Origin of the sequence: Agrobacterium tumefaciens (genome assembly GCF_013318015.2) — a bacterium.
Taxonomy (GTDB): domain Bacteria; phylum Pseudomonadota; class Alphaproteobacteria; order Rhizobiales; family Rhizobiaceae; genus Agrobacterium; species Agrobacterium tumefaciens.
On the sequence record NZ_CP115841.1, the window covers coordinates 2193001 to 2217080 of the forward strand.

Below are 24080 nucleotides of genomic sequence, written 5' to 3' on the forward strand. Positions count from 1 at the left end.
CATTCATGCGGCAGATTTTCCCCGGTCTCGATCCCAAAAACTATGTGCAGCACCCGCTTCATTCGTCGGAAAGACTGTGGCCGGAGACCAATTGCTACATCGATTTGTGGATCGAGGTGCTGGCCTCGAAAGGGTTGCCGCCTGAGGCCATGTTCGGCTTCACACTGACGCAGGATTTCGAAGGCGACCAGTTCACCTTCTTCAAAGTGCCGCTGGAAGATCTGGAAGCACTTTATGGCGTTCGCGCCACCGAACTTGCGATCTTCGACCGGGTGGAAAACCATATCGAAGCGCAGCTGGAGCGCGGTCGCATCTGCCTGATCGAGATGGACAGCTTCTATATGCCCGATACCCACGGGGTGGGCTACCGGAAGGAACATGGCAAGACCACCATCGCCATCAACCGGATGGACCTCGCAAACCGGGAACTCGATTATTTCCACAATGCCGGCTTTTTCCACCTGTCGGGCGAAGATTTCGATGGCCTGTTCCAGCATCACCTGTCAGAGAGCGAGCCGCCCTTTCTGCCTTATACGGAATTTGCGAAATTCGCAGACAGCAACCCTTCGCCGGCGCATATCCGCAAAACGGCCGAACGGCTGCTGAAGTTTCATTTTTCACGGCGACCATCCGACAATCCGGTCAGGTCTTTTGCAGCCGTGTTTCCGGCTCAGGTCGAGAAGGTGGCAGACCGTCCGTTCGGCTTTTTCCACAAATATGCCTTCAATACGCTGCGCCAGCTCGGCGCCAATTTCGAACTGGCGGCGAGCCACCTCGAATGGCTGGACAAGAGCAAATTTGCTGAAGCGAGAGACCACGCGCTGCGCATATCCGAGGTCGCCAAGACCGTGCAGTTCCAGCTAGCTCGGGCCGTCACACGCCGTAAATTCGACGCGCTCGCCTCGGTGCTCGATCCGGCTGCGGAAGCATGGGATGGTGTGATGGAAGCCCTTGCGGCGAAATTGTCGAACACCAGCGAGGCCGCGTGAGGACTTATCTTCCGCGCGAAAGCGAAAAATTGCTGAGTGAAGGCTGGACGCTGACGCTGACGTCCGCCAATGCCTGCGAAACGCCCTCGGAAATTCCCGCAACCCTTGAAAGCTTTCACGTATCCGTTCCCGGAACAGTGGCGCAAGCTCTGGAATTGGCCGGAAAATTTGATCGTTTCAATCCGACACCATTGAACGACAGGGATGCCTGGTACCGTCTGACGATGATTTCCGATGTGCGGGAGCGGGCGATCCTGCGCTTCGACGGCCTGTCGACGATTGCAGAAATCTTCCTCAACGGCGAACTGATCGCCGCCAGCCAGAGCATGTTCGAAAGGCTGGAAGTGCCGGTTGAACTGACGGGCGCGGCCGAACTTTCGATCTGCTTCCGGGCACTTTCGCCAAGGCTCGAAAAGACCGGTCCCCGCGCCCGCTGGCGTCCGCAGATGATGAACACCCAAGGTCTGCGGCTTATCCGCACCACGGCGCTCGGATATATGCCAGGCTGGTGCCCGGAAATCCATGCCGCCGGACCATGGCGACCGATCAGCCTTGTAAGACAGGCAGGCGTGCGTTGCACAGTCCGGTCCTCGCTCGACGAAACCGGGACGGGAACGGTCAACATCGCCCTGGAGGCGAACCACGACATTCCATCCGCACGGCTCACCTGCGCCGGTTACAGCACCGATCTTTCCAGAGGTGAAAACGGCGAATTCTTGGGCGAACTCCGGATACCCGATGTCGAGACTTGGTGGCCGCATACCCACGGCAGACCGGCGCTTCATGAAGTCGTTCTGGAACTGGATGGTAAGCAACACAGGCTCGGGCGCACCGGCTTCAGGCGCGTGGAGGTGGATTACGGCGAAGACGGAAACGGTTTCGGCATCCAGATAAACGGGCACCCCGTTTTCTGCCGGGGCGCAGTCTGGACGACCGCCGACATCGTGCGCCTGCCGGGAACAAGACCGAACTATGAGCCTTGGCTTCGAAAAGCTGCCGAAGCCGGTATGAACATGATCCGCATCGGCGGCACGATGGCCTATGAAACGCCGGAGTTCTTCACGCTGTGCGATGAACTCGGCATCATGGTTTGGCAGGACGCCATGCTTGCCAATTTTGATTATCCAGCAAAGGATGAGGCGCTCAGCCAGCACATCGTTACGGAAGTCTCGCAGTTCCTCGAGGCGACCGCCCTTTCCCCTTCGCTGATCGTTTTTTGCGGTGGTAGCGAAATGTACCAGCAGGGCGCGATGCTCGGTCTGCCGGAACAGATATGGAAGGGAACGCTCACCGAGACAATTTTGCCCGAAGTCCTGACCGAAAAACGGCCGGACGCGGCCTATGTGGCGAATTCCCCTTCAGGCGGCGCATTGCCCTTCTTTCCCAATGCGGGAGTTGGTCATTATTACGGTGTGGGCGCCTATTGCCGTCCGCTGGAAGATGCCCGCCGGGCCAATGTCCGCTTTGCTGCAGAGTGCCTGGCCTTCGCCAATATTCCCGAACAGGAAACGCTGGACAGACATCTTCCCGCCCTGGCGGTGCATGATCCGCGCTGGAAGGCACGCACGCCACGCGATCGCGGCGCTTCCTGGGATTTTGAGGATATTCGCGACCATTATCTGAAACTGCTTTACGACGTTGAGCCGGACGTGCTGCGTCGGGAGGATGGCGGCCTCTATCTCGACATGTCTCGTGCCGTCACTACCGAGGTCATGGAAGCAACCTTCGCCGAATGGCGTCGCGACGCGTCCCCTTGCCGGGGCGCCCTGGTCTGGACCTTGCAGGATCTCGTTCCCGGCGCTGGCTGGGGTATCATCGATGCCACCGGCAGACCAAAATCCGTCTGGCATGCGTTGAAAAGAGCGTTTCGTCCCATCCAGGTCAGCCTTTCCGATGAAGGCACCAACGGGCTGGACATTCATGTCATCAACGAAACCGGCGACAACCTTGACGCCATGCTGGAACTGACCTGCCTGCGCGATGGCACGCAACCTGTCGTCCATGCCAAACGGCCGCTCACGCTCTCGCCGCGACAGAGCCAGACCATCGCCGCAACCGATTTGTTCGGCGCCTTTTTCGATACGACCTATGCCTATCGTTTCGGCCCGCCCTCCCATGATGTGACGGTAGCCCGGCTCCGCGATGTCGCGACCGGATCTGTCATCGCCGACGCATTCCATTTTCCTCTCGGTCGGAAAAAAGCACTGCACGCCGCCAAACTTCAGGTGGGGGTGAGCGAGGCGAACGGCATCTGGTCGCTCGAAATCGGCACGGACCGGCTGGCGCAATCCGTCCATATCACGGCGCAAGATTACCGCGCCTCGGAAAGCTGGTTCCATCTCGCACCCGGTGAAACCAGAAAAATCGACCTTATGCCGGAGACAGCAACATCCGAAACGCCCCCTTCCGGCGATGTCGTCTCGCTAGGCTCCAGCCGGCGATTTTCCTTTTAGAGCCATCAGCTTCACCGCATCGATGTAGGCTTTTCTGGCCTCAGGCGTTGAAAGATTATGGTCGGCGTCAGGAATAATCGTCAGCGACACATTCCGATAGGCCGACAGGCCCCTGCCATCGGCGTTGAAATAATACCGGAAATGCTCAAGCCCGTCGTCATTGTCACTGTAAAGCAGGCTGATGGACACATCCCTTGTCTTGAGCTTGTCGAAAGCACCGTAGACGGCACGCCCTTCCTCGCTCCCCCGGCGGGAAAGCCTTGCCGTTTTTATCGAAAGCTTCTTGAGCGTCGCCTTGGCGATATTGCGACCAGCGCTCACCACATCGACATCGCCGCTGACGAGACGCTTGAACGTAGCGCCCTGGCGAAAACGCTGGCTGTATTCCCCAAAGGACCGTGGCGGTTTGTGCAGCGCTTCATCGACCGAGCGGCCTTTCCGCCAGTGGAACACAACCGGATTAACCGCAACCACCCCGCTGATCCGGTCATCGGCAAGCGCGCCATTGAAGGCGAGGTAGGCGCCACTGCAGCGCCCAGCAGCAACGACGGGTCCTTTGCCACGCCGACTGAGAAAATCGAGCGCAGCGGCCACGTCGTCATTCTGCGCCGCATCGTAAAGAACCTGATCGGGCGCGTTTTTGACCGGGGGGCTGTCGGCAATATTGGCCGCGTCGAACCGCAGCGAAGCGATACCCTCCCGTGCGAGCAAACGGGCCGTTTGCACGGAAAGCCTGCCCCAACCCGCATGCCGGTCGTAGGCCGCGCCGAGCAGAAGGACCGAGGATACCGCCGGCCGATCGTCAGGCTCGCAAAAAACACCGAAAAGCCGGCCGGCTTCGCCAAATTGCACCGGCTGTTCCAGAAAACCGCGACCGCGCTGCGGAGCGTTGACGATGATATCCTCCTGCGGACCCGCCGCATCCGCGGCATGAGTTTGGGACAGGACCCAATCCCGAAGCCGCTTCACCACATCGCCGGGTATTTTCGAGAGTGTGGGACTGGATACGAGATCGTCATATCCCTCAAATTCCGCCTCCCCCACCTCGGCACCAATCGCGGCGAGTTGTTTGGCAAAATCGCTGTCGCTCGCCCGGCCCGGTCTCGACAGCACCAGAATGCTGCGCGCAGGAGCAGTATCCAGCTTTGCAAGATTGACCTTCTTGACAGCATCAGCAACACCCACCGGCATGGCCATGCCTGCAATTGCCCCCGCCTCCGCCATGCGCTGCCCGGGACGAAGACCAAGGCCATCGTCAATCATGGACGACCACATCGCCAATTCGCGAAGATAGCTCCGGCCGGAGACGACGGGCGCGAGAAGCGCCATGGAATCGACGGCCGCCGCATCGGCGAGCGCCTGTATGGCGATCAGACAGCCGAGACCCTGAGCGATGACGACCACCCTGGAACAGCCGGAAAGACTTTTTAGATAATCGAGCGCCGCTCGCGTGTCGGAAAGCCAATCCGCCGCACGGTCGACATCCTCCGGATCGAGCGCATCCGCGGCGCCATGATAGTCGAACCGCAGGCTGGCGACGCCGGCCGCCGCCAGTCGTTCAGCCACAACCCGCTGAAACTTGCGAGTGCACAGTTCCTCCATGCCCCAGGGGCTGACGAAAAGAACCGCATGATCCTGTTTGACCTCTTTGCGCGCCGGGTGAAAAACACCCGTGCATCCTTGAAAAGAAACCGGATGTGCGATCGACCCATCGGATGCAATGCCCGAAAGCGACAACATGTCAGGGGACGGTTCACCGCTTGCACGCTCTGAAATATCTATCGCCATCGACCTTGCAATCACTACGCCTGTGTCGGCTCAACCATTTGCGGGATAACTATACCGGAGCGTCCTAACGTCCTGTTCTACAGTAAAACCAATAACATTAGGGAAGTCTAAAAATGTAGTCGTCTCAATATCGAATGTGGAATGCACGTTACAAAAACAAATATCGGGGATCGTGGGCCAGCCTCGGCACGGGCGCTATTTTGCTCGAAACCGCTTGAATATACTGATAAATAGCGAGTCACATACCTATTTGCAGGAGGGGACCCCGCCACCCGGCAGCCTGACCGTCTTGACACCGCGCAAACCAACACGCCGGGCCCTGCCCGACAGGTCATAGAAGTTTTATATGGAACAAAGCCTTACGCGTTATATCTGGTCGCATACGAAGCGGCAGCAGCTTTTCATTCTGCTGATCGTCGCCTTGTCCATGATCCCCTATTTCCTCGCCTTCGATCTGCCCAAACAGATCGTCAACGGGCCCATTCAGGGAGACGGCTTCGAAGGGGCAAACGCGACACAGCTTTTCATGCATCTCACGGTCGATATTCCCTATTGGGGCACCGTGACGCTCTTCCCCGGGCTCGAACTCAACCGCATGTCGATGCTGATGGCGCTCAGCCTCACCTTCCTTGCGCTTGTCGTCATCAACGGGCTTTTCAAATATTATATCAACACCTTCAAGGGCCGCCTTGGCGAGCGGCTTCTCAGGCGTATCCGTTTCGAACTTATCGATCGGATCCTGCGGTTCCCGCCCACGCATTTCAAGCGGGTCAAGGGTGCTGAAATCTCCAGCATGGTGAAGGACGAGGTCGAGCCGCTGGGCGGATTTACCGGCGACGCCTTTGTGCAGCCGGCGCTTCTCGGCGGTCAGGCGCTCTCGGCACTCTTCTTCATTCTCGTGCAGAATTTCTGGCTGGGTCTGATTGCGGCTTTCATGGCCGCCATCCAGGTCGGCATCATCCCCAAAATGCGCCGTCGCCTCATCGAACTCGGGCGTCAGCGGCAGCTGAGCGCACGCCAGCTTGCCGGGCGCATCGGCGAAATGGTCGACGGCATCGGCACCATCCACGCCTATGACACCTCCAATTTCGAGCGTGCCGATGCCTCGCACCGGCTCGGCGACATCTTCAGGATCCGCTACGATCTCTACCAGTGGAAGTTTCTGGTCAAATTCATCAATAACTTCCTCGCGCAGCTCACCCCTTTCTTCTTTTATGCACTGGGCGGTTATCTCACGCTCAAGGGCAGCCTCGATGTCGGGCAGCTGGTTGCCGTCATCAACGCTTATAAGGAACTGCCAGGACCGCTGAAGGAGCTGATCGACTGGGATCAGGCGCGTCAGGATGTTCAGGTAAAATACGAGCAGGTCTTCGAGCAGTTCGATGCGTCGAACATGATCGATGACAAGGTGCAAAAACTGTCACCGGGAGCAGTCGCGGCAATTGCCGCACCGATCGTCGTCAGCAATCTCACGCTGGAAGACGATAGCGGCAGCCGGCTTCTGGAACAGGCATCGTTGAAGATCGAGGCAGGCGAGGTGATCGCCATCGTCGGTGGATCGGGAGCAGAGGCGCTCGCGGATGCTATCGGCCGCACGCTCTGGCCGACTTCCGGCAAGGTGAGCATCAACGACGTCGACATATTGGAATTGCCTGAATCGCTGACGGGCCGGCGCATCTCCTATGTGTCCTCGGACAGCTATTTTTTCCACGCCAGCCTGAAGGACAATCTGCTTTACGGTCTCAAGCATGCACCGCTTGTCGAAAAGCAATACGAAGGTGCAGCGCTGGAACACCGCAAATGGGAGATCCGCGAAGCCAAGCTTGCGGGCAATCCGACGATCGACATCAACAGCGAATGGATCGACTACGCTTCAAGCCCGGCCGGTGATGGCAAACCGGAAAACCTCATTCAGGCCGTTCTGGCTGTGCTCGACAGCGTGGAACTTTCACAGGATATTCTGGAATTCGCGTTGCGCTCGACGATCGACCCCTTGACCGACCTGCATCTTGCGGCCCGCATTGTGGAACTGCGACATGTCCTGCGCGCCGAACTGGAAAAGGAGAACCTGAGCGGCCTCATCGCTCCGTTTGAGCTGGAGAGCTACAACAGCGAGGCCACCGTGGGCGAGAACCTGTTGTTCGGTACCATGCGCGACTCATCACAGTCGATCAGGACCGTCATAGAAAGCGAATATTTCCGTTCGCTGATGCGCGAAACCGGCCTCGTCAAAACCCTGTTCGAAATGGGGTATACGATTGCCGAAAACATCGTGGAAATCTTCGCCGACCTGCCGGGTGACCACCCCTTCTTCCAGCAGCTCACATTCATGACGCCCGACGATGTTCCGGTCTATCAGCAAATGCTGCAACGTCTTCAGAGCAGGAGTTTCGACGAGGCCAATGAAAGCGAAAGACGCGCGATGCTGCGGCTGAGCTTCTTCTACATTGAGCCCCGGCAGCGTTTCGGCCTGCTGTCACCGGAAATCATGAACCGGATCGTTGAAGTCCGGCACATGTTCCATGAAAACCTGCCGGACAGCCTGAAGAACGTGATCGAAATCTACGATCCGACGAAATACATGAGTGCCACCAGCCTTCTGGACAATATTCTCTTCGGCAAGGTCAGCCATCGTTATACCGACGCATCACGGCGCATCACCCACATCGTGGCCGAGGTCATGCGCAAGCAGGGCGTCTATGAGCGTGTGCTTGCGGTGGGTCTGGATTTCAACCTCGGCGCCGGCGGCAAGCGGCTCGGGCCACTCCAGCGGCAGAAGCTCAATCTCGCAAGGGCGCTGATCCGCAAGTCCGACTATTACGTCTTCAATCGCCCCCTTCCCGGCCTCGATCCGCGGCAACAGGAGGAAATTGTCGAACGGGTCATCACATTCCTGAAACAGAACAATAATAACCCGGCGATCGTGTGGGTTCTGTCGAATGCGACGCTCTCGCGCATGTTCGACCGGGTCATCGTCGTCCATCAGGGCCTTATCAGCGCTGATGGAAGTTACGAGACTCTTGCGCAGGAAAACGGTACATTCAAGGATATGGTCGCAACATAAATCCAAGAAAGTGACCGAGGTGGAACAAGAACAGGGTAAGGCAATGCTTTTCAAAGACGAAATTCAAATGCTGAAACGCGTCCCGTTTTTTTCGGAAATGGAACCGTCGAAGCTTAAACTTCTCGCATTCGCATCCGACCGCGTGTCCTATCACACCGGCGACATGCTGTTCCGGCAGGGAGATGTCGGCGATGCGGCTTACGTCCTTTTGACCGGCAAAGTGGATGTTCTGGTCGATTCTCCGTCCGGCACGTTAAAAGTGGCCGAAATGACCGGCAATGCGATCGTCGGTGAAATCGCCATTCTCTGCGACAGCGTCAGAACCGCAACCGTGCGCGCCTCCACCAACGTGGAAGCCCTGCGTATCGGCAAGGAACAGTTCTTCAAGCTCATGTCCGATTTCCCTGACATTACCATCAAGGTCATGCGGGTTCTTGCCGAACGTCTCACCCAGACGACGACGGAGCTTAGCAAAGCGCGTGCAAACGCGAGAACATGAGCCGCAATTTCTTGCTACCGTGGATGGCGATGTTGGAAAAATAAATGTCGCACCATTGCAATATAAATGAAATGCTGACTGAATAAGGGCAAGGGCGTCCGCCAAAAGAGAGCGGATATAATAATCTGTAGAGACAACGGGCTTCATGGGAGGAAGCGTGCAAGATTCCGTTGTAATCGGGGTGTGTCATGGCGTTCGATTCCGACATCGTAAGTCGGGAAGGTAATAAAGATTTTCGGGTAAAGATCTGGGGTGCGCGGGGAACGCTTCCTGTTTCAGGTGAAAACTTCCGAAAATATGGCGGGAATACCATCTGCATCGAGGTACGATGCGGAGATCATGTTCTTTTGTTCGACGCGGGCTCGGGGTTACACCCTGCTGGTCTGGCGTTGCGGGCGGAAGGTATTACCGACGTCAACCTGTTCTTCTCTCACTGCCATTACGACCACATCGTCGGCTTTCCCTATTTCAAGCCGTTCTACAATAGCTCCAACGATGTCGCCATCTGGTCGGGTCATCTTGCCGGCACCATGACAACGCGGGAAATGCTCAAGGACTTCATGAGCCCGCCATGGTTCCCCGTACCGCTGGAAGTCTGCTGCGCAAAAATGGCAACCCGTGACTTTATGCCGGGCGACGTCCTGGATGTTCATCCGGGCCTCTCGATCCGAACTGGAATGCTCAATCATCCGGGCAACGCCATCGGGTATCGCCTGGACTGGGCGGGAAAGTCATTCGCCATCATCACCGATACCGAACATGAACCGGGCAATATCGACAAGAACGTGCTTGATCTGATCAAGGACGTCGATCTCTTCCTCTACGACGCCATGTTTACCGATGAGGAGATGGGCCTTTATCGCGGTTATGGCCATTCGTCCTGGCAGGAGGCGATCCGCCTTGCCAAACTGGCAGGCGCAAAAAATGTCGGCTTCATCCACCACGCCCCAAGCCGCAGCGACGACGAACTGGACGACATCGAAAAACAGGCGAAAGCCCAGTTCAGCGGTGCATTCGCGACAATGGACGGCCAGATCATCGACCTCTGATCGCGGTCACCAATCTCGTGTTGCTGGCGTGCGTTTGACGCTTTTTTGAAGCCTGATTTGTATCATGCGGCGAACCGACGTTCGAACACGCACAATTGACCATCGCCGGCCCATTGCTCCACGATATTGCCACGAGATACCCTGCATTAAAGACACCAGAGCACACTTAATGATGATTCTGCGCCAAATGACCGCATGATGGGATTTGCATGATCCGTTTCTTTTCGGAGACCAATTTGAGACGCGCCCGGATCTTGTCCGGCCTCATCATTTTTGCCTTTGTATTTTCCCATCTTTTCAACCATTCGCTCGCTCTCATCTCCATCGATACCGCCGAGCGGGCGCGAAAATGGTTCAGCCTGATCTGGCTCAATCCCGTCAGCAGCCTGCTGTTTTATGGGTCGGTTGTGGTGCACGTCTGTCTTGTCCTGCGCTCGCTTTATCAGCGCCGGACATTGCGCATGCCGCTTCGCGAAGCGCTGCAAGCCATACTTGGCCTGTCGATCCCGTTTTTGATCATCAGCCACGCCGTCAATATTCGCGTGTCGCACATGATCTACAACATCGACGTGGGATATTACTCGGTCGTTCGCCGGCTCTGGATCAACAACCCGATGGCCGGCGCGTGGCAAAGCCTCGCATTGATCGTGATCTGGACCCACGGGTGTATCGGCCTGTTTTTCTGGTTACGGTACCGGGACTGGTATCCCAAAATTGCCGGGATATTCATGACTGTGGCGGTGATGCTGCCTTTGTTGGCGCTTCTGGGCTTCAGCGATGCCGGCCGCTGGCTGGAGGAGGTGGACAGAAAATACTCACTTCCTCCCGGGCTTGCAGATACCACCGTTCAAAGAGACGACATACCGTTGCAACGGGAGATGGAGACGCGTATCCGTTTCGTTACCGACGCAACGGAAGCGATTTTTGTCGGCGCGGTAATGCTGGTGTTCGTCTTGCGCGGCGTGCGCAGCTGGCGACAGAGATCGACGGCTATCGAAATCCGTTATGAGCATGGCGCGCAGGCGCGCGTCCCTGCCGGGCTCAGCATTCTGGAGGCCAGCAGACTCGCGGGCGTACCGCATTATTCCGTATGCGGCGGCAAAGGACGCTGTTCGACCTGCCGGGTCAGGATTGTCGAAAGCAAAGGCCCGCTTCCCCCTCCTGGAGATATCGAACAAACCACTTTGAGGCGCATCCATGCCGATTCAGATGTGCGGCTCGGCTGCCAGTTGCGGCCCACTCAGGATATTGGAATAGCGCTTCTGGTATCGCCGCCCCAACAGAGCGACCTGCCAGCGGATGCGCAACCGGCCCGGCCGGGCAAGGAAGAGGAGATCGCCATCCTCTTTTGTGATATCCGCAATTTCACCGCGCTTTCCGAGGCGAAACTGCCATATGACGTCGTGTTTCTTCTAAACCGCTACTTCACCATCGTCGGGCAGGCCGTAGAACAGGCCGGAGGACATCTCGACAAATTCATCGGTGATGGCGCCATGGCTCTTTTCGGACTTGGCGACGATGCAGAAAATGCCTGCCGCAACGCCATGAAGGCCGCCGCTATCATATTGCGGGAGCTTTCAATCCTGAATGAGGGACTGGAAAAACAATTTGCCGTCCGGCTGGAAGTGGTAGTAGGCATCCACGCTGGCCCGACGATAGTCGGCGTCATGGGCTATGGCGCAGCGAAAACCCTGACCGCCATCGGCGACACCGTGAATGTGGCGAGCAGGCTGGAATCCAAGGCCAAGGAATTCGGCGCCGCCATCGTCGTTTCCGAACCCGCCATCATTCAGGCGGGACAAGAGATTGCCGATCTGCGAAGCGAAAAAATCGCCATTCGCGGGAGAAACTCGCAAATGAAAGTTTTCCTGCTCTCGAAAGAAGAGAGCGAGCGTTACCTATAGGGCAATACCGGCGCGCTCGCTGACGGGCCATCCGGCCTCAAATCTTGCGATAGAGAAAATAACGGTCGGTCGGCACGCTTTCCGGCACCGGCAGAGGCTTCAGCATGGGATGATCCAGAGGCAGACCGCTGACCGCAACGCCGCCTTTTGCCAGCATGCCCGCGGCAAGGTCCGGCAGCCATGTCAGGGTAATGGCATCCTTTTCCGGGTAGCCCGTGCCGATATCGGCATGCACCATGGCCGCCTCCACACCGATGAAGGCCGGAGCGGTTTCCGATATTTCACCGATGACGAGATCTTCCTGCGCCGGAACGGAAGAGGCGTGTGCACCCATGGCCCTGTCGAAGGCAACGATACGGCGTTGCGGAAACAGTTCCCGCAAATGATTGAACGTGCGCCCGTTTCCAAGGCCTATTTCCATGATCGCGCCTTCGTCAGGCAGATCAAGATCGGCCTTGACGTGGTTGAGGATATCGCGCTGCGCGGTCAGCCGGCGAATGAAACTGTCCAATCTGCTCATAGTCCGTCCGTTCATGAATGCCGGGCATTTTCAGTAAAAGCGTATGGCGATTTTGCTGGAAATGCCCGGGAGAAGGCGATCAGGCCTTGATGATGTGTTTTGCGGCGATATCCCGACGTGCGAAGACGTTTCGCGTATCGATGATCAGCGGCGACCATTCGCAAAGAGCGGCATAGTCCACATTGTCGTGATCGGTCGCGACCAGAACAGCGTCAAAGGCGCTGACGGTCTGCTTGTCCCAAGCCACGGATTTCATGCCCATCAGGTGGCTATATTCCCGGGTTTTCGGGATTTCTGCCACGTGCGGATCATAATAGGCCGCTTCGCCGCCGCGCTCCTGAATAAGTTCTATGAGTTTCAGCGAAGGACTTTCACGAATATCGGGCACATTTTTCTTGTAGGCGAGACCGACCACCAGCACCTTGGAGCGGCTGAGCGCCTTGCCGGAACGGATGTCGAGGGCTTCCGCGACCCTCCCGATGACATGACGCGGCATGCCGGTGTTGATTTCGCCGGCGAGCTCGATGAACCTCGTCGGCAACTCGTACTCTCGCGATTTCCAGGTGAGATAGAAAGGATCGATCGGTATGCAGTGGCCACCAAGACCCGGGCCGGGATAAAACGGCATGAAACCGAACGGCTTGGTTTTCGCCGCGTCGATCACTTCCCAGATGTCGATGCCCATGGCCTCGTAGACGACCTTGAGTTCATTGACGAGCGCGATATTGACAGCACGGAAGACGTTTTCGGTGATTTTCACCGCCTCGGCCGTGGCGTTTGTCGAGACCGGAACGATTTTCTTGACCACTGAGCCGTAGAATGCCGCCATCAGTTTTCCGGCAGCCTCACCATCGCCTGCAACGACCTTTGGAATGTTCGAGGTCTCGAAGTCGCGATTACCGGGATCTTCCCGCTCGGGCGAAAAACCGATGAAGAAGTCGACGCCGGAGACAAGTCCGGTAGCTTCCAGAATGGTCTTCACAACTCCGTCGGTCGTGCCGGGATAGGTGGTCGATTCCAGCACCACAAGCTGCCCCCTGCGCAGATGCGCGGCAATGTCCCGGCAGGTCTTTTCGACATAGGAGAGGTCCGGCTCGCGATATTTCGTCAGGGGCGTCGGCACACAAATGGCAATCACATCGCATTCAGCCAGTCTGGAAAAATCAGACGTTGCGATGAAGCCATCATCGCGCCTGACGCTTGCCAGCACCTCGTCCGAAACCGCCTCGATATAGCTGCGGCCGGCATCGATCGCGACCATTTTACCGGGATCGATATCGAAACCGACGACCTTGAAACCGGCCTTGGCGATCGTGATGGCTAGCGGCAGGCCGACATAGCCAAGGCCGATCACCGCCGCTTTGGCGCTTTTGTTTTCGATGCTGGAAAGCAGGTTCTGGGAAACGACTGGGGAAGTCAAAGCGTGTCACGCTCCGCGCATGTGCAAAAGATGCCTTTCAGTTGGGCAAGAATGGTCAGGCTGTCAAGGCTCGGCCCTCTCAAATTCCGGTTGACGCCAGAGCCATGGGCGACGCACAACCATCCGGATGAGGATCGCTTTTTATTCACCGCTCAAATCGCCCAACCATCCCGTTCCCTCCGGAGACCGGCTGATGGCCCGCCTGCTGATGAAGGCGATGGCGATGAGCGGCCACGATGTTTCCGTCGCTTCCGAGCTGCGCAGCTTTCTCAAACAGGCTGACGATCCGGCGAGGTCCTTGCTTGCCGATGCGGCGACGCACGAAATCGAGACCATCACGGAGCGCTGGCAGCGGGAAGGCGCGCCGGATCTGTGGTTTTGTTATCACCCCTATTACAAGGCCCCGGACTTGCTCGGGCCGGAACTGGGCACACGTTTCGATATTCCCTACGTCACCGCCGAGGCCTCCTATTCCCCCAAGCGCAATGGCATGGGCTGGCAGGCGGTTCAGGACGAGTTACTGGCCGCATTGAACGCTGCCGCCATCAATATCTGCTTCACCGTGCGTGATCGCGACGGGCTTGTCCGCGCCTCTCCCGCACTCCGCTCGGCGATGTTGGCGCCCTTTATCGATGCCAGTAATTTTCTTGAAATTGCTCCGCACCCCACACCGGGAAAACTCATCACCGTCGCCATGATGCGGGCGGGCGACAAGTTCGACAGCTATCGCGCGCTTCGCGAAGCGCTTGCGCTGTTGCCGCAGGATTTGAACTGGACATTGGATATCATTGGCGACGGGCCGGAACGCGCTGCCGTACAGGCCATGTTCAGCTCTTTCCCCGATCGCCGTCTTGTCTGGCACGGAGAAAAAAACGCAAACGAAATCGCAGACCTTCTTTCAAAAGCATCGGTTTATGTCTGGCCGGGGCATGGCGAAGCCTACGGTCTCGCCTATCTCGAGGCACAGGCTGCGGGCCTGCCGGTTATCGCCGAAGCGGTGGCCGGCGTCCCCGAAGTGGTAAAATCCGGAACCACCGGATTACTGACACCGGAAAATGATACAGCCGCCTATGCTGGAGCAATCGAAACTCTGCTCGGCGATGACAAGCGGCGGGAGGACTTGGCAAGGGCAGCCCGCCAGTTCGTAAAAAATGAACGATCTCTGGAAAACGCCGCAAGAGAACTGAACGATATCCTGTTGCGAGCAAAGGCACGAACATCATGAGTCTGGAAACACTCGTAGCGGCACTGGATGAATGTGGACGACGCCGCATAACGGCCGATCTCTGGCTCAGGGACGACGATGCGGTGGAACCGACACCGGCGCTCGACACGCTGCTCGATCTTTGCAGCAGCTTTTCCGCGCCGGTCACGCTTGCGGTTATCCCCGAGATGACGACGGACAAGCTCGCGCGGCACCTGGATACGACTGACATTGCCCATGTCGCCGTGCATGGCTGGTCCCATACAAACTATGCCACCGAGAAAGAAAAGAAACAGGAACTCGGATCACACCGTTACCTGTCCATCGTTCTCGACGAGTTGCAATCCGGGCTGGAAAAACTGCACGATCTGCATGGCAGGCGTTTCGTGCCTATGCTCGTTCCGCCGTGGAACCGCATAGATGCCAATGTGGTGCAGGGACTGGCAGACCTCGGATATCGAGCGCTTTCGGTTTTCGGCCCGGAGAAAGACGCCGTGCCACCTTGCCTGAACACCCATGTCGACGTGATTGACTGGCACGGCAGCCGCGGTGGGCGCGAAGACGACATCCTTTTCGCCGAGACCGCCGCCCGCATCCTGCAGGCTGCGGAGCACGGCGGCACGACCGGCATCCTCACCCATCATCTCGTGCATGATGACAACGTCTGGCGTTTTCTGAAACGGCTGTTCGAAATTACCGGCAAACATCCTGCCGCGCGCTGGCGTTCCTCGGCGGAACTCATCAACCAGATATCACCATGACTTCCAGGCAATCAGCAAACCACCCGTCTTGGTGGCAAGTTCGCGCCTGACAGCTTCGACCTCCTGCAACGCGGCGCGATCGGCAAGAGAAGCGGCAACAAACCCCGCCGGCGCAAGGCTGATGCTCCCAGCCCGAGCGATGACGGTAAAGATCAGCGGACCCGTCGACCACCAGGCTGGCGCACGCGGCATTTCCTCAAGAATCCTCGGAAACGCCTCCAGCATCCTGCGGAAGACCGGATGGCCAGCAGGTGTCGCAATGAAAGAGTTGGCAAGAAGCATGCTGCCCTGCCCGGTACCGCGCGGCGTTTCTTCATCGAACGCCGTCAGCCCTACCAGTGGCAGGAAAGCATCGAAACTCGCATCATCCCGCGCCGGATACCAGTCGCAATCAAGATAGATGCCACCAAAACGCTCCAGCACGACATAGCGGGCTACATCGACAGCGCCGGGATAATCGCCGTCTTCCAGCATCGTCCTGAAGACGTTGTTCGAAAACACGCCTTCCCGCTCAAGATCGGCCTCCCGCCAGAGGTGATATTCGTAACCATGCGAGGCGGCATGGGCGGCCCAGGCCTTGACCGATACGGGCGGGGCCTTGTCTCCGATCCAAATCTGGTGGATGCGCCTCGGCACGTCCTCCCTGCTTTTCAGATTGATAGCGCGGTGCTCCTCCGGGGAAAAATGCGCATATTTTGCAAGCACCTGCGGCGGCGGAACCAGCGTGTATTGATAGCCGATCCTCGCGACCACATCGCCTTCAGCCTTGGCAAGACGCAGCCGTGCCGCATGCAGCCTGCGCGGCAGACCGAGCACTGTCCGCTCACCCATCAGGTGCCCGTCCTTTACTGCAACCAGCGATAAGAGAAGCGCATGCGCTTCCGCATATTGTCCTTGGTTTTGCAACTGCCGGGCTCTATCCAGCTGGGCATCGTAATATTTCTTGTCGGACATGGATCCTCACCCGGGAACGTTCGTTAACATATCGCCAAACACAAGCCATCAGGCAAGCCATTGCAATTTGGAAGCCGGCTTTGAATTTGCTAAACAATTCGATGTTTCAGAGGCATAGACAGACAACAAACCCTACGATAACGTGCCTTTAAGCCCTCCTGAGCAAATTGTCACAAGACAACGATAAAGAGAGACGGCAAGGAACCCTTTAGCATGAGCGCAGGCGCAGATTTGCTCCGTATTGAAAATCTGCGGGTCTCGTTTTCTCTTATGGGTGGCACGATTGACGCCGTGAGGGGTGCCAGCCTTCGCATTCTTCCGGGAAAAGTGACCGCGCTTGTCGGAGAATCCGGCTCCGGAAAATCCGTCATCGGCCAGACCATCATGGGCATCCACCCCAAGACGGCGCGCGTGAACGGCCGCGTGCTGTTTACCGATCCCGCAAATGCCGCAGCCGGCCCCGTCGATCTGCTGCAACTGCCGAAGGACGGCCGGGACATCCGTGCTATACGCGGAAATCGCATCGGGCTGATTTTTCAGGAACCCATGACGTCTTTTTCGCCGTTGCATACGATCGGCAACCAGATTGACGAAGCGCTGAGAATCCACAGCATCCTGTCGCCGGCCGAGCGCGCGGAAAAAATGTATGAGACGCTCGACCTTGTAGGGTTTTCCAACCCGAAGAAGGTCGTGAACATGTATCCCTTCGAATTGTCGGGCGGCATGCGCCAGCGCGCCATGATCGCCATGGCACTGATCTGTCGCCCCGCGCTTCTGATCGCCGACGAACCGACGACGGCTCTTGATGTAACCATACAGGCGCAAATCCTCAAACTCCTGCGCGATCTCCAGAGCCGGCTGAACATGAGCATGCTGCTCATCACCCACGATCTCGGCGTGGTGGCAAACATCGCCGACGAGGTTGCCGTGATCTATCAGGGCGAGATCATGGAAGCCGGAACGGTCGACGATATTTTCAAGGCACCGAGCCACCCCTATCTCAAGGGCCTGATGGCCGCCGTGCCGCATTTCGACATGAAGCCGGGTGAGAGGCTGAAGGCGCTTCGTGAGATCACCGTCGACCACGAAAGCCTTGTCGGCAAGAAGACCGCCGCAGTGAACAAGACCCCCGGCCCGCTCTTGACCGTGGAGAATATCAGCAAGACCTTCACGACCCGGAAGTCCAGCTGGTTCAGCCGCCGCGATGCCAATGCCACCAAGGCGGTGAACAGCGTCAGTTTTGAAATCCGCCGGGGAGAATGCCTTGGCCTCGTCGGCGAAAGCGGCAGCGGCAAGACAACCGTCAGCAAAATCCTCATGCGCGCCGTTCGCCCGGATGAAGGCTCCGTGACCTTTCACCGGCCGCAGGGCGATATCGACGTCCTCAATGCTAGGGACGGCGATCTAAAGGAACTGCGGTCGAAGATACAGATGGTCTTCCAGGACCCGATCTCATCGCTTTCACCGCGCATGACCGTGCGCAATATTTTGAGCGAGCCGCTTGAAATCCATGGACGGGGCGATGCGAAATACCGCGCGGAAAAAGTCCGTAATCTCGTCAAGGCCATCGGCCTTGGAGAAAGCGCGCTGAACCGTTATCCGCACAGTTTCTCAGGCGGCCAGAGGCAGCGTATCGGCATTGCCAGAGCCCTGGCGTTGGGTCCCGAACTGCTGATCTGCGACGAACCCGTTTCTGCCCTAGATGTCTCGGTGCAGGCGCAAATCCTCAACCTGCTCAAGGATTTGCAGAAGGACCTCGGACTTACCTACCTCTTCATCTCGCACAATCTGGCGGTGGTGGATTACATGGCGGACCGCGTGGCGGTGATGTGCGAGGGCCGCATCGTCGAGCTGGCGCCGCGGGAAATCATGATGCGCTCTCCGGTTCACCCCTATACAAAATCGTTGCTGGCGGCTGTGCCTTTTCCCGATCTCGACCGTCCGCTCGATTTCCGCACCATCGGCAAGATCAGCGCGACGGGCAAGTTCGACTGGGGCAAGCAATTTCGCGACGAGGGTGACGGCGAAATGATCTCTGCCGATCTTGGCGATGGCCATTTCGTTCTCGCAAATGGCAATGCCGACATCAGGGAGCTTCGCTCGTGATTACGCGCCGCACCACCCTTGCCTTGATGGCCTCCGTCTTTTTGCCGACCTATGCGCGCGCTGCCTATACCGACCCCGCCTACTTCAAGGAAAAGCGGGAAAAAGGTGAGCTGCCTGATATTGCCGAGCGCTTGCCGAAAAACCCGCGCGTCATCGATATGAAGGCGCTTGGCCGGGAGCCCGGAAAACACGGCGGTTCCGTGCGCATGCTGATCGGCGGCCAGCGCGATATCCGGCTTATGCCCATCAGCAACTATGCCCGCCTGGTTGGTTACGACGAAAAATTCGAGCTTCATCCCGACATTCTGGAAAGCTACGACGTTCAGGACGAACGCATCTTCACCTTCAAGCTACGCGAAGGCCACAAATGGTCCGACGGCAGCGATTTAACCTCCGAGGATTTCCGGTATTTCTGGGAGGATGTCGCTCTCAACAAGGAAATTCACAAGGGCGGCCCGCCAATCGAACTGCTGGTCAACAACAATCCTCCCCAGATCGAAGTCATTGACCGGCTGACGGTGCGCTATACCTGGGAAGGTCCGAACCCCGATTTTCTGGCAAAGCTCGCAGCAGCATCGCCCGCGCGGCTTTTCCTGCCCGCCGCCTATATGAAGCAGTTCCACATCAAATATCAGACCGCGGAAAACCTCGCCAAGCTCATCAAGAAGAACAAGGCGGATGACTGGAGCGGGCTGCATATCAAGATGTCGCGGCAGGTCCGTCCAGAAAATCCCGCTCTGCCGACGCTGGACGCCTGGCGCAATACGACTTCGCCACCGGCCGAACAGTTCGTTTTCGAGCGCAATCCCTATTATCACCGTGTCGACGAAAACGGCCTGCAACTGCCCTATCTCGACCGGTTCCTGCTGAACGTCACCTCCTCCGACATCATCTCGGCCAAGACGGCGTCGGGTGACAGCGATCTGCAATATTTCGGCCTCGATTTCGCCGACTACACCTTCCTGAAGGATGCCGAAAAGCGCTTTCCTCTGAAGGTGAACCTCTACAAACGCTCTCAAGGGTCGCGCATTGCGCTTCTGCCCAATCTGAACTGCGCCGATCCTGTATGGCGGAGCTGTTTCCAGGACGTGCGCGTGCGCCGCGCAATGTCGCTCGCTATAAACCGGCACGAAATCAACATGGTCTGCTTTTACGGGCTGGCCAAGGAAAGCGCCGACACCGTCTTGCCGGAAAGCCCGCTTTACCGACCGGAATTTGCCGAGGCCTGGAGTGCCTTCGACCGGGCGATGGCCAACAGGTTGCTTGACGAAGCAGGTCTCGATAAGCGCGACAGCGCCGGCTACCGGCTTCTGCCAGACGGCCGTCCAGCCTATATCATCGTCGAGACCACAGGCGAAAGCACGCTCGAAACGGACGTGATGGAGCTGGTCACGGACCACTGGCGGCATATCGGCATTGCGGTTTCGGTCCGCCCGACCCAGCGCGATGTCTTCCGCAAGCGCGCCATGGGCGGCGAGGTGCTGATGTCGGTGTGGATGGGCATGGACAATGGCGTACCGACCCCCGACATGCTGCCTTCGGGCCTTGCGCCCACCGGCGACGACCAGTTGCAATGGCCGGTCTGGGGCATCCACTATCTGTCCGGCGGGCGCGAGGGCAAGGAGCCTGACCTGCCGGAAGCAGCGCATCTGCTCGATCTCCTGAAAAAATGGCGCCGAAGCGTCACCGAGGAAGAGCGCGAGGCAATCTGGCTGGAAATGCTTGGTATCTACACGCAGCAGGTATTTTCCATCGGCATCGTCAACGGCGCGCTGCAACCCGTCGTCCATGTCAAACGCATGCGAAACGTGCCGGAAAAGGCGCTTTTCGGCTTTGAACCCACATCGTATCTCGGCATCTACATGCCGGATGCCTTCTGGTATGACGGAGACGCCTGATATGCTGCGGTATATTCTCAAGCGCATCCTCGTCATGATCCCCACGCTGATCCTGATCTCGATGCTGGTCTTCACCATCATCGAATTGCCGCCGGGCGATTATTTCGAAAGCTACGTCGCCGAACTGCGCGCCATGGGCGAGACCGCAAACCTTGCCGAAATCGAGGAGTTGCGCGTCCGCTACGGCTTCGATCAGCCGGCGCCGATCCGTTACTTCCGCTGGGCAACCGGCATGCTGGTCGGCGATTTCGGTTATTCTTTCGAATATCAGCTCCCGGTAAACGAGGTTGTGGGAGACCGTCTGTGGTTGACGGTTCTGGTGTCCTTCGTCACCATCATCGTCACTTGGATTCTTGCCTTCCCGATCGGCATCTACTCCGCCACGCACAAATATAGCTGGGGCGACTACGGCCTGACATTCCTCGGTCTGCTTGGCATCGCTATCCCCAACTTCATGCTGGCGCTGATCCTGATGTATTTCGCCAATATCTGGTTCGGCATCTCCATCGGCCATCTGATGGATCGGGAATATCTGAACCAGGCGATGAGCTGGCCAAAGTTCAAATCGATTCTCGAACATATCTGGATACCCGTCCTCATCATCGGAACGGCGGGCACGGCCGGCATGATCCGCCGCCTGCGCGCCAACCTCTTGGACGAGTTGCAGAAACAATATGTCGTAACCGCCCGCGCCAAGGGGCTTCACCCTTTCAAGGTGCTGATCAAATACCCGCTGCGCATGGCGCTGAATTTCTTCATCTCGGACATCGGCTCGATCCTGCCCGCCATCATATCAGGCGCGGAAATCACCGCCGTCGTGCTGTCGCTCGAAACAACCGGTCCGATGCTCATCCGGGCGCTGCAAAGCCAGGACATGTACCTGGCCGGCTCCTTCCTGATGTTCCTTGCTTTCCTCACGGTGATCGGCGTTCTTGTGTCGGATATCGCCCTTGCCATACTTGACCCGAGAATCCGCTTCGGAGGTGGTAACGTCAAATGACTTCATCCATCCCGACATCCGGCGAAGCACTGCCCCACTACGTTTCGACGGCGCCGTTCGACCCGTCGCTCATCGAACCCAATACGTCCGGAATGGCGGCCTTTAGCAAGGCGTCGCAGCTGCGGCTCATGTGGTGGCAGTTCCGCCAGCACAAGATCGCCGTCTGGTCCGGCGCCTTTCTGGTGGTGCTTTATCTTTCGATCCTGATCAGCGAGTTCCTCGCGCCTTACAATCTTCACACCCGCAATATCGAGCATATCTACGCCCCACCCCAGGCCATTCACCTTTTCAATGACGGAAAATTTGTAGGGCCTTTCGTCTATGGTCGGGAAATGACGCTCGACATGGACAATCTGCGGCGTGTCTACCGGGATGTGCCGACGGATATCCAGCCGCTGCGTTTCTTCTGCAAGGGCGATACCTATCATTTCTGGGGCATGATCGAGGCTAGAACCCACCTCGTATGTCCGGCCGAAGGTGGTGAAATGTTCCTGCTCGGCACCGACCGGCTTGGACGAGACGTGCTGTCGCGGATCATCTACGGCGCGCGCATCTCTCTGACGATCGGCCTTCTCGGTGTCGCCATGAGCTTCGTTCTCGGCATTGTGATCGGCGGACTTGCAGGTTATCGCGGCGGCACTTTCGATCTCATCGTCCAGCGTATCATCGAAGTCCTGCAATCCATTCCGAGCATTCCGCTGTGGCTCGCACTCGCAGCAATCATGCCGGTGACCTGGAGTCCGATCCTCGTCTATCTCGGCATCACCATCATTCTCGGCATGCTGGACTGGACGGGACTGGCGCGCGCCGTGCGCTCCAAATTGCTGGCATTGCGCGAGGAAGACTATGTTTTGGCTGCACAACTGATGGGCGCCGGCACGCCGCGCATCATCGGCAGGCACCTTATCCCCGGCTTCATGTCACATCTGATCGCCTCGGCGACGCTGACCATACCGGGCATGATTCTCGGCGAAACCGCGCTGAGCTTCCTTGGTCTCGGCCTCAGGCCGCCGATCACAAGTTGGGGAATTCTGCTCACGGAGGCGCGCAGCGTCAGCGTCATTGCGCTATATCCGTGGCTTCTCATCCCGACGATTCCGGTTGTTCTCGTCATTCTGGCCTTTAATTTCTTCGGTGACGGACTACGTGATGCTGCGGATCCCTTCAGATAAAATGGAACACGCCTTGATAAACTGCTCTTCCGCCATCGCCTTTTTTGGGAAAGGCAAAAAGAGGTGTGGCCGATGACCTCCCGTCTGAACGACGCACGCATCCTCATGTACAGCCACGATTCCTTCGGCCTCGGACATCTGCGGCGCTGTCGCACGATCGCTCACGCGCTGGTGGAGGATTATCGCGGCCTCAACGTGCTTATCATTTCGGGTGCGACTATCGCCGGCGCCTTCGATTATCGCGCTCGTGTCGATTTCGTGAAAATCCCGAGCGTCATCAAGCTGCGCAACGGCGAATACACCTCCATGGACCGGCATATCGATCTTCAGGAAACACTGAAGATGCGCCGCTCCATCATCTATCACACTGCCGAAAGCTTCCAGCCGGATATCTTCATCGTCGACAAGGAGCCCATGGGTCTTCGTGGCGAGGTGGAGGAAACGCTTGCGTATCTCAAGGGACAGGGAACCAAGCTTGTCATCGGCCTCCGTGACGTCATGGATGCACCGCAGTTGCTTGAAGCGGAGTGGAAGCGCAATGACGTGATGACCAAGATCGGCAAGTTCTATGACCACGTCTGGATTTATGGCCCCCCGGATTTCCACGACCCCTTGACGGGGCTCGACGTTCCCCAGACCGTTCGCGACAAGATGGATTTCGTCGGCTTCCTGCAACGCTCCAAAACGCAGGCGGAAACCGTGGCGCACCGGCCGGAGGGCGACTATCTTCTCATCACCACTGGCGGCGGCGGTGACGGCAGCGAATTGATCGATGACGTCATCAACGCCTACCGTCATGATAGCGAACTGACGCACAAGGCGCTCGTGGTGCTCGGCCCTTACATGCCGGCAGACCAGCGCCAGCGATTCATGAGCAGTGTTGCCGACATTCCGTACATAGAGATCATCGAATTCGACAACCGCATGGAAGACCTCGTTGCCGGCGCTCAGGCCGTCGTGTCGATGGGCGGCTATAATACCGTCTGCGAGATATTGTCGTTCGACAAGCCTGCCCTCGTCGTGCCGCGCACGGTGCCGAGGGAGGAGCAGCTTATCCGCGCAAGCCGCGCGTCGGAGCTCGGCCTTTTCGACATGCTTTTACCTGAGGATGCCGAGAATCCGGCAAAAATGGCGGCAGCTCTTAAAGCGCTGCCGAATCGCGCGCCGCCTTCCGTCAATTCGCAGGACCTGAAGCTCGATGGTCTGGAAAACATTTCGAAACGGATAGCCGAATGGCTGCCGCCCGAGGGCGACAAGGTGCCAATAACGCTGACGGCGTGACCGGCTCCCCGACAACCA

Annotated in this window: 17 protein-coding genes; 13 read left to right on the forward strand and 4 right to left on the reverse strand. The window is 57.8% G+C overall.

Features of this window, described 5'->3' with window-relative positions; genetic code table 11:
• Nucleotides 1-5 precede the first annotated feature (5 nt).
• Complete coding sequence (locus G6L97_RS10850; RefSeq protein ID WP_174002912.1) at nt 6-989, forward strand: DUF1839 family protein; 984 nt, start codon at nt 6-8, stop codon at nt 987-989.
• Nucleotides 986-3442 (forward strand): glycoside hydrolase family 2 protein, encoded by a 2457-nt coding sequence (locus G6L97_RS10855; protein WP_174002914.1) that lies wholly within the window; start codon nt 986-988, stop codon nt 3440-3442. Before G6L97_RS10850 ends, G6L97_RS10855 begins: the two co-directional genes overlap by 4 nt.
• On the opposite strand, the gene G6L97_RS10860 is transcribed toward G6L97_RS10855, so the two are convergent.
• Entirely contained in the window at nt 3413-5230 is a 1818-nt protein-coding gene (locus G6L97_RS10860; RefSeq protein WP_111782605.1) for a serine aminopeptidase domain-containing protein, read from the reverse strand. The genes G6L97_RS10855 and G6L97_RS10860 overlap by 30 nt on opposite strands.
• Nucleotides 5231-5576: 346 nt before the next feature.
• Here G6L97_RS10860 and G6L97_RS10865 point away from each other — a divergent pair, with 346 nt between their 5' ends.
• The 4 genes from G6L97_RS10865 to G6L97_RS10880 all read left to right on the forward strand — a co-directional run bounded on the left by G6L97_RS10865 (nt 5577) and on the right by G6L97_RS10880 (nt 11746).
• Nucleotides 5577-8294: an ABC transporter ATP-binding protein gene (locus tag G6L97_RS10865; protein WP_003516808.1), complete on the forward strand. Its 2718-nt coding sequence runs from the start codon at nt 5577-5579 to the stop codon at nt 8292-8294.
• A gap of 43 nt (nt 8295-8337) precedes the next feature.
• Entirely contained in the window at nt 8338-8793 is a 456-nt protein-coding gene (locus G6L97_RS10870) for a cyclic nucleotide-binding domain-containing protein (protein WP_003516807.1), read from the forward strand.
• A gap of 347 nt (nt 8794-9140) precedes the next feature.
• The gene (locus G6L97_RS10875; protein ID WP_003516806.1) at nt 9141-9842 is read left to right on the forward strand and encodes an MBL fold metallo-hydrolase; all 702 of its coding nucleotides are present in this window, start codon (nt 9141-9143) and stop codon (nt 9840-9842) included.
• A 209-nt stretch (nt 9843-10051) separates the two neighbouring features.
• Nucleotides 10052-11746, forward strand: a complete 1695-nt coding sequence (locus tag G6L97_RS10880) for an adenylate/guanylate cyclase domain-containing protein (RefSeq protein ID WP_003516805.1) — start codon at nt 10052-10054, stop codon at nt 11744-11746.
• Between the two features lie 37 nt (nt 11747-11783).
• Here the strand turns inward: G6L97_RS10880 and G6L97_RS10885 are convergent, their stop codons facing one another.
• Together G6L97_RS10885 and G6L97_RS10890 are read right to left on the reverse strand one after the other, a co-directional pair.
• A complete protein-coding gene (locus G6L97_RS10885) occupies nt 11784-12266 on the reverse strand; it encodes a class I SAM-dependent methyltransferase (RefSeq protein ID WP_003516804.1) in 483 nt (160 codons plus the stop codon).
• A 79-nt stretch (nt 12267-12345) separates the two neighbouring features.
• Nucleotides 12346-13686, reverse strand: coding sequence for a nucleotide sugar dehydrogenase (locus tag G6L97_RS10890; protein ID WP_162686657.1), 1341 nt, complete (start codon nt 13684-13686; stop codon nt 12346-12348).
• Nucleotides 13687-13813: 127 nt separating this feature from the next.
• Between G6L97_RS10890 and G6L97_RS10895 the strand changes: the two genes are divergently transcribed.
• A complete protein-coding gene (locus G6L97_RS10895; RefSeq protein ID WP_111782604.1) occupies nt 13814-14911 on the forward strand; it encodes a glycosyltransferase family 4 protein in 1098 nt (365 codons plus the stop codon).
• Nucleotides 14908-15651 carry a polysaccharide deacetylase family protein gene (locus tag G6L97_RS10900; protein WP_111782603.1) on the forward strand — a complete coding sequence of 248 codons (744 nt, stop codon included), beginning with the start codon at nt 14908-14910 and terminating at the stop codon, nt 15649-15651. Before G6L97_RS10895 ends, G6L97_RS10900 begins: the two co-directional genes overlap by 4 nt.
• On the opposite strand, the gene G6L97_RS10905 is transcribed toward G6L97_RS10900, so the two are convergent.
• Nucleotides 15643-16605 carry a glycosyltransferase family 32 protein gene (locus G6L97_RS10905; protein ID WP_162686658.1) on the reverse strand — a complete coding sequence of 321 codons (963 nt, stop codon included), beginning with the start codon at nt 16603-16605 and terminating at the stop codon, nt 15643-15645. The genes G6L97_RS10900 and G6L97_RS10905 overlap by 9 nt on opposite strands.
• A 213-nt stretch (nt 16606-16818) precedes the next feature.
• Between G6L97_RS10905 and G6L97_RS10910 the strand changes: the two genes are divergently transcribed.
• From G6L97_RS10910 to G6L97_RS10930, 5 genes are all read left to right on the forward strand, one after another.
• Nucleotides 16819-18711 carry an ABC transporter ATP-binding protein gene (locus G6L97_RS10910; protein WP_065659911.1) on the forward strand — a complete coding sequence of 631 codons (1893 nt, stop codon included), beginning with the start codon at nt 16819-16821 and terminating at the stop codon, nt 18709-18711.
• Nucleotides 18708-20609, forward strand: a complete 1902-nt coding sequence (locus G6L97_RS10915) for an ABC transporter substrate-binding protein (protein ID WP_019566081.1) — start codon at nt 18708-18710, stop codon at nt 20607-20609. The genes G6L97_RS10910 and G6L97_RS10915 overlap by 4 nt, the downstream gene beginning before the upstream one ends.
• 1 nt (nt 20610) lies before the next feature.
• Nucleotides 20611-21609 carry an ABC transporter permease gene (locus G6L97_RS10920; RefSeq protein ID WP_003516797.1) on the forward strand — a complete coding sequence of 333 codons (999 nt, stop codon included), beginning with the start codon at nt 20611-20613 and terminating at the stop codon, nt 21607-21609.
• Nucleotides 21606-22781, forward strand: coding sequence for an ABC transporter permease (locus tag G6L97_RS10925; RefSeq protein WP_003516796.1), 1176 nt, complete (start codon nt 21606-21608; stop codon nt 22779-22781). The genes G6L97_RS10920 and G6L97_RS10925 overlap by 4 nt, the downstream gene beginning before the upstream one ends.
• 72 nt (nt 22782-22853) lie before the next feature.
• A complete protein-coding gene (locus G6L97_RS10930) occupies nt 22854-24062 on the forward strand; it encodes a glycosyltransferase family protein (protein WP_003516795.1) in 1209 nt (402 codons plus the stop codon).
• Nucleotides 24063-24080: the final 18 nt, after the last annotated feature.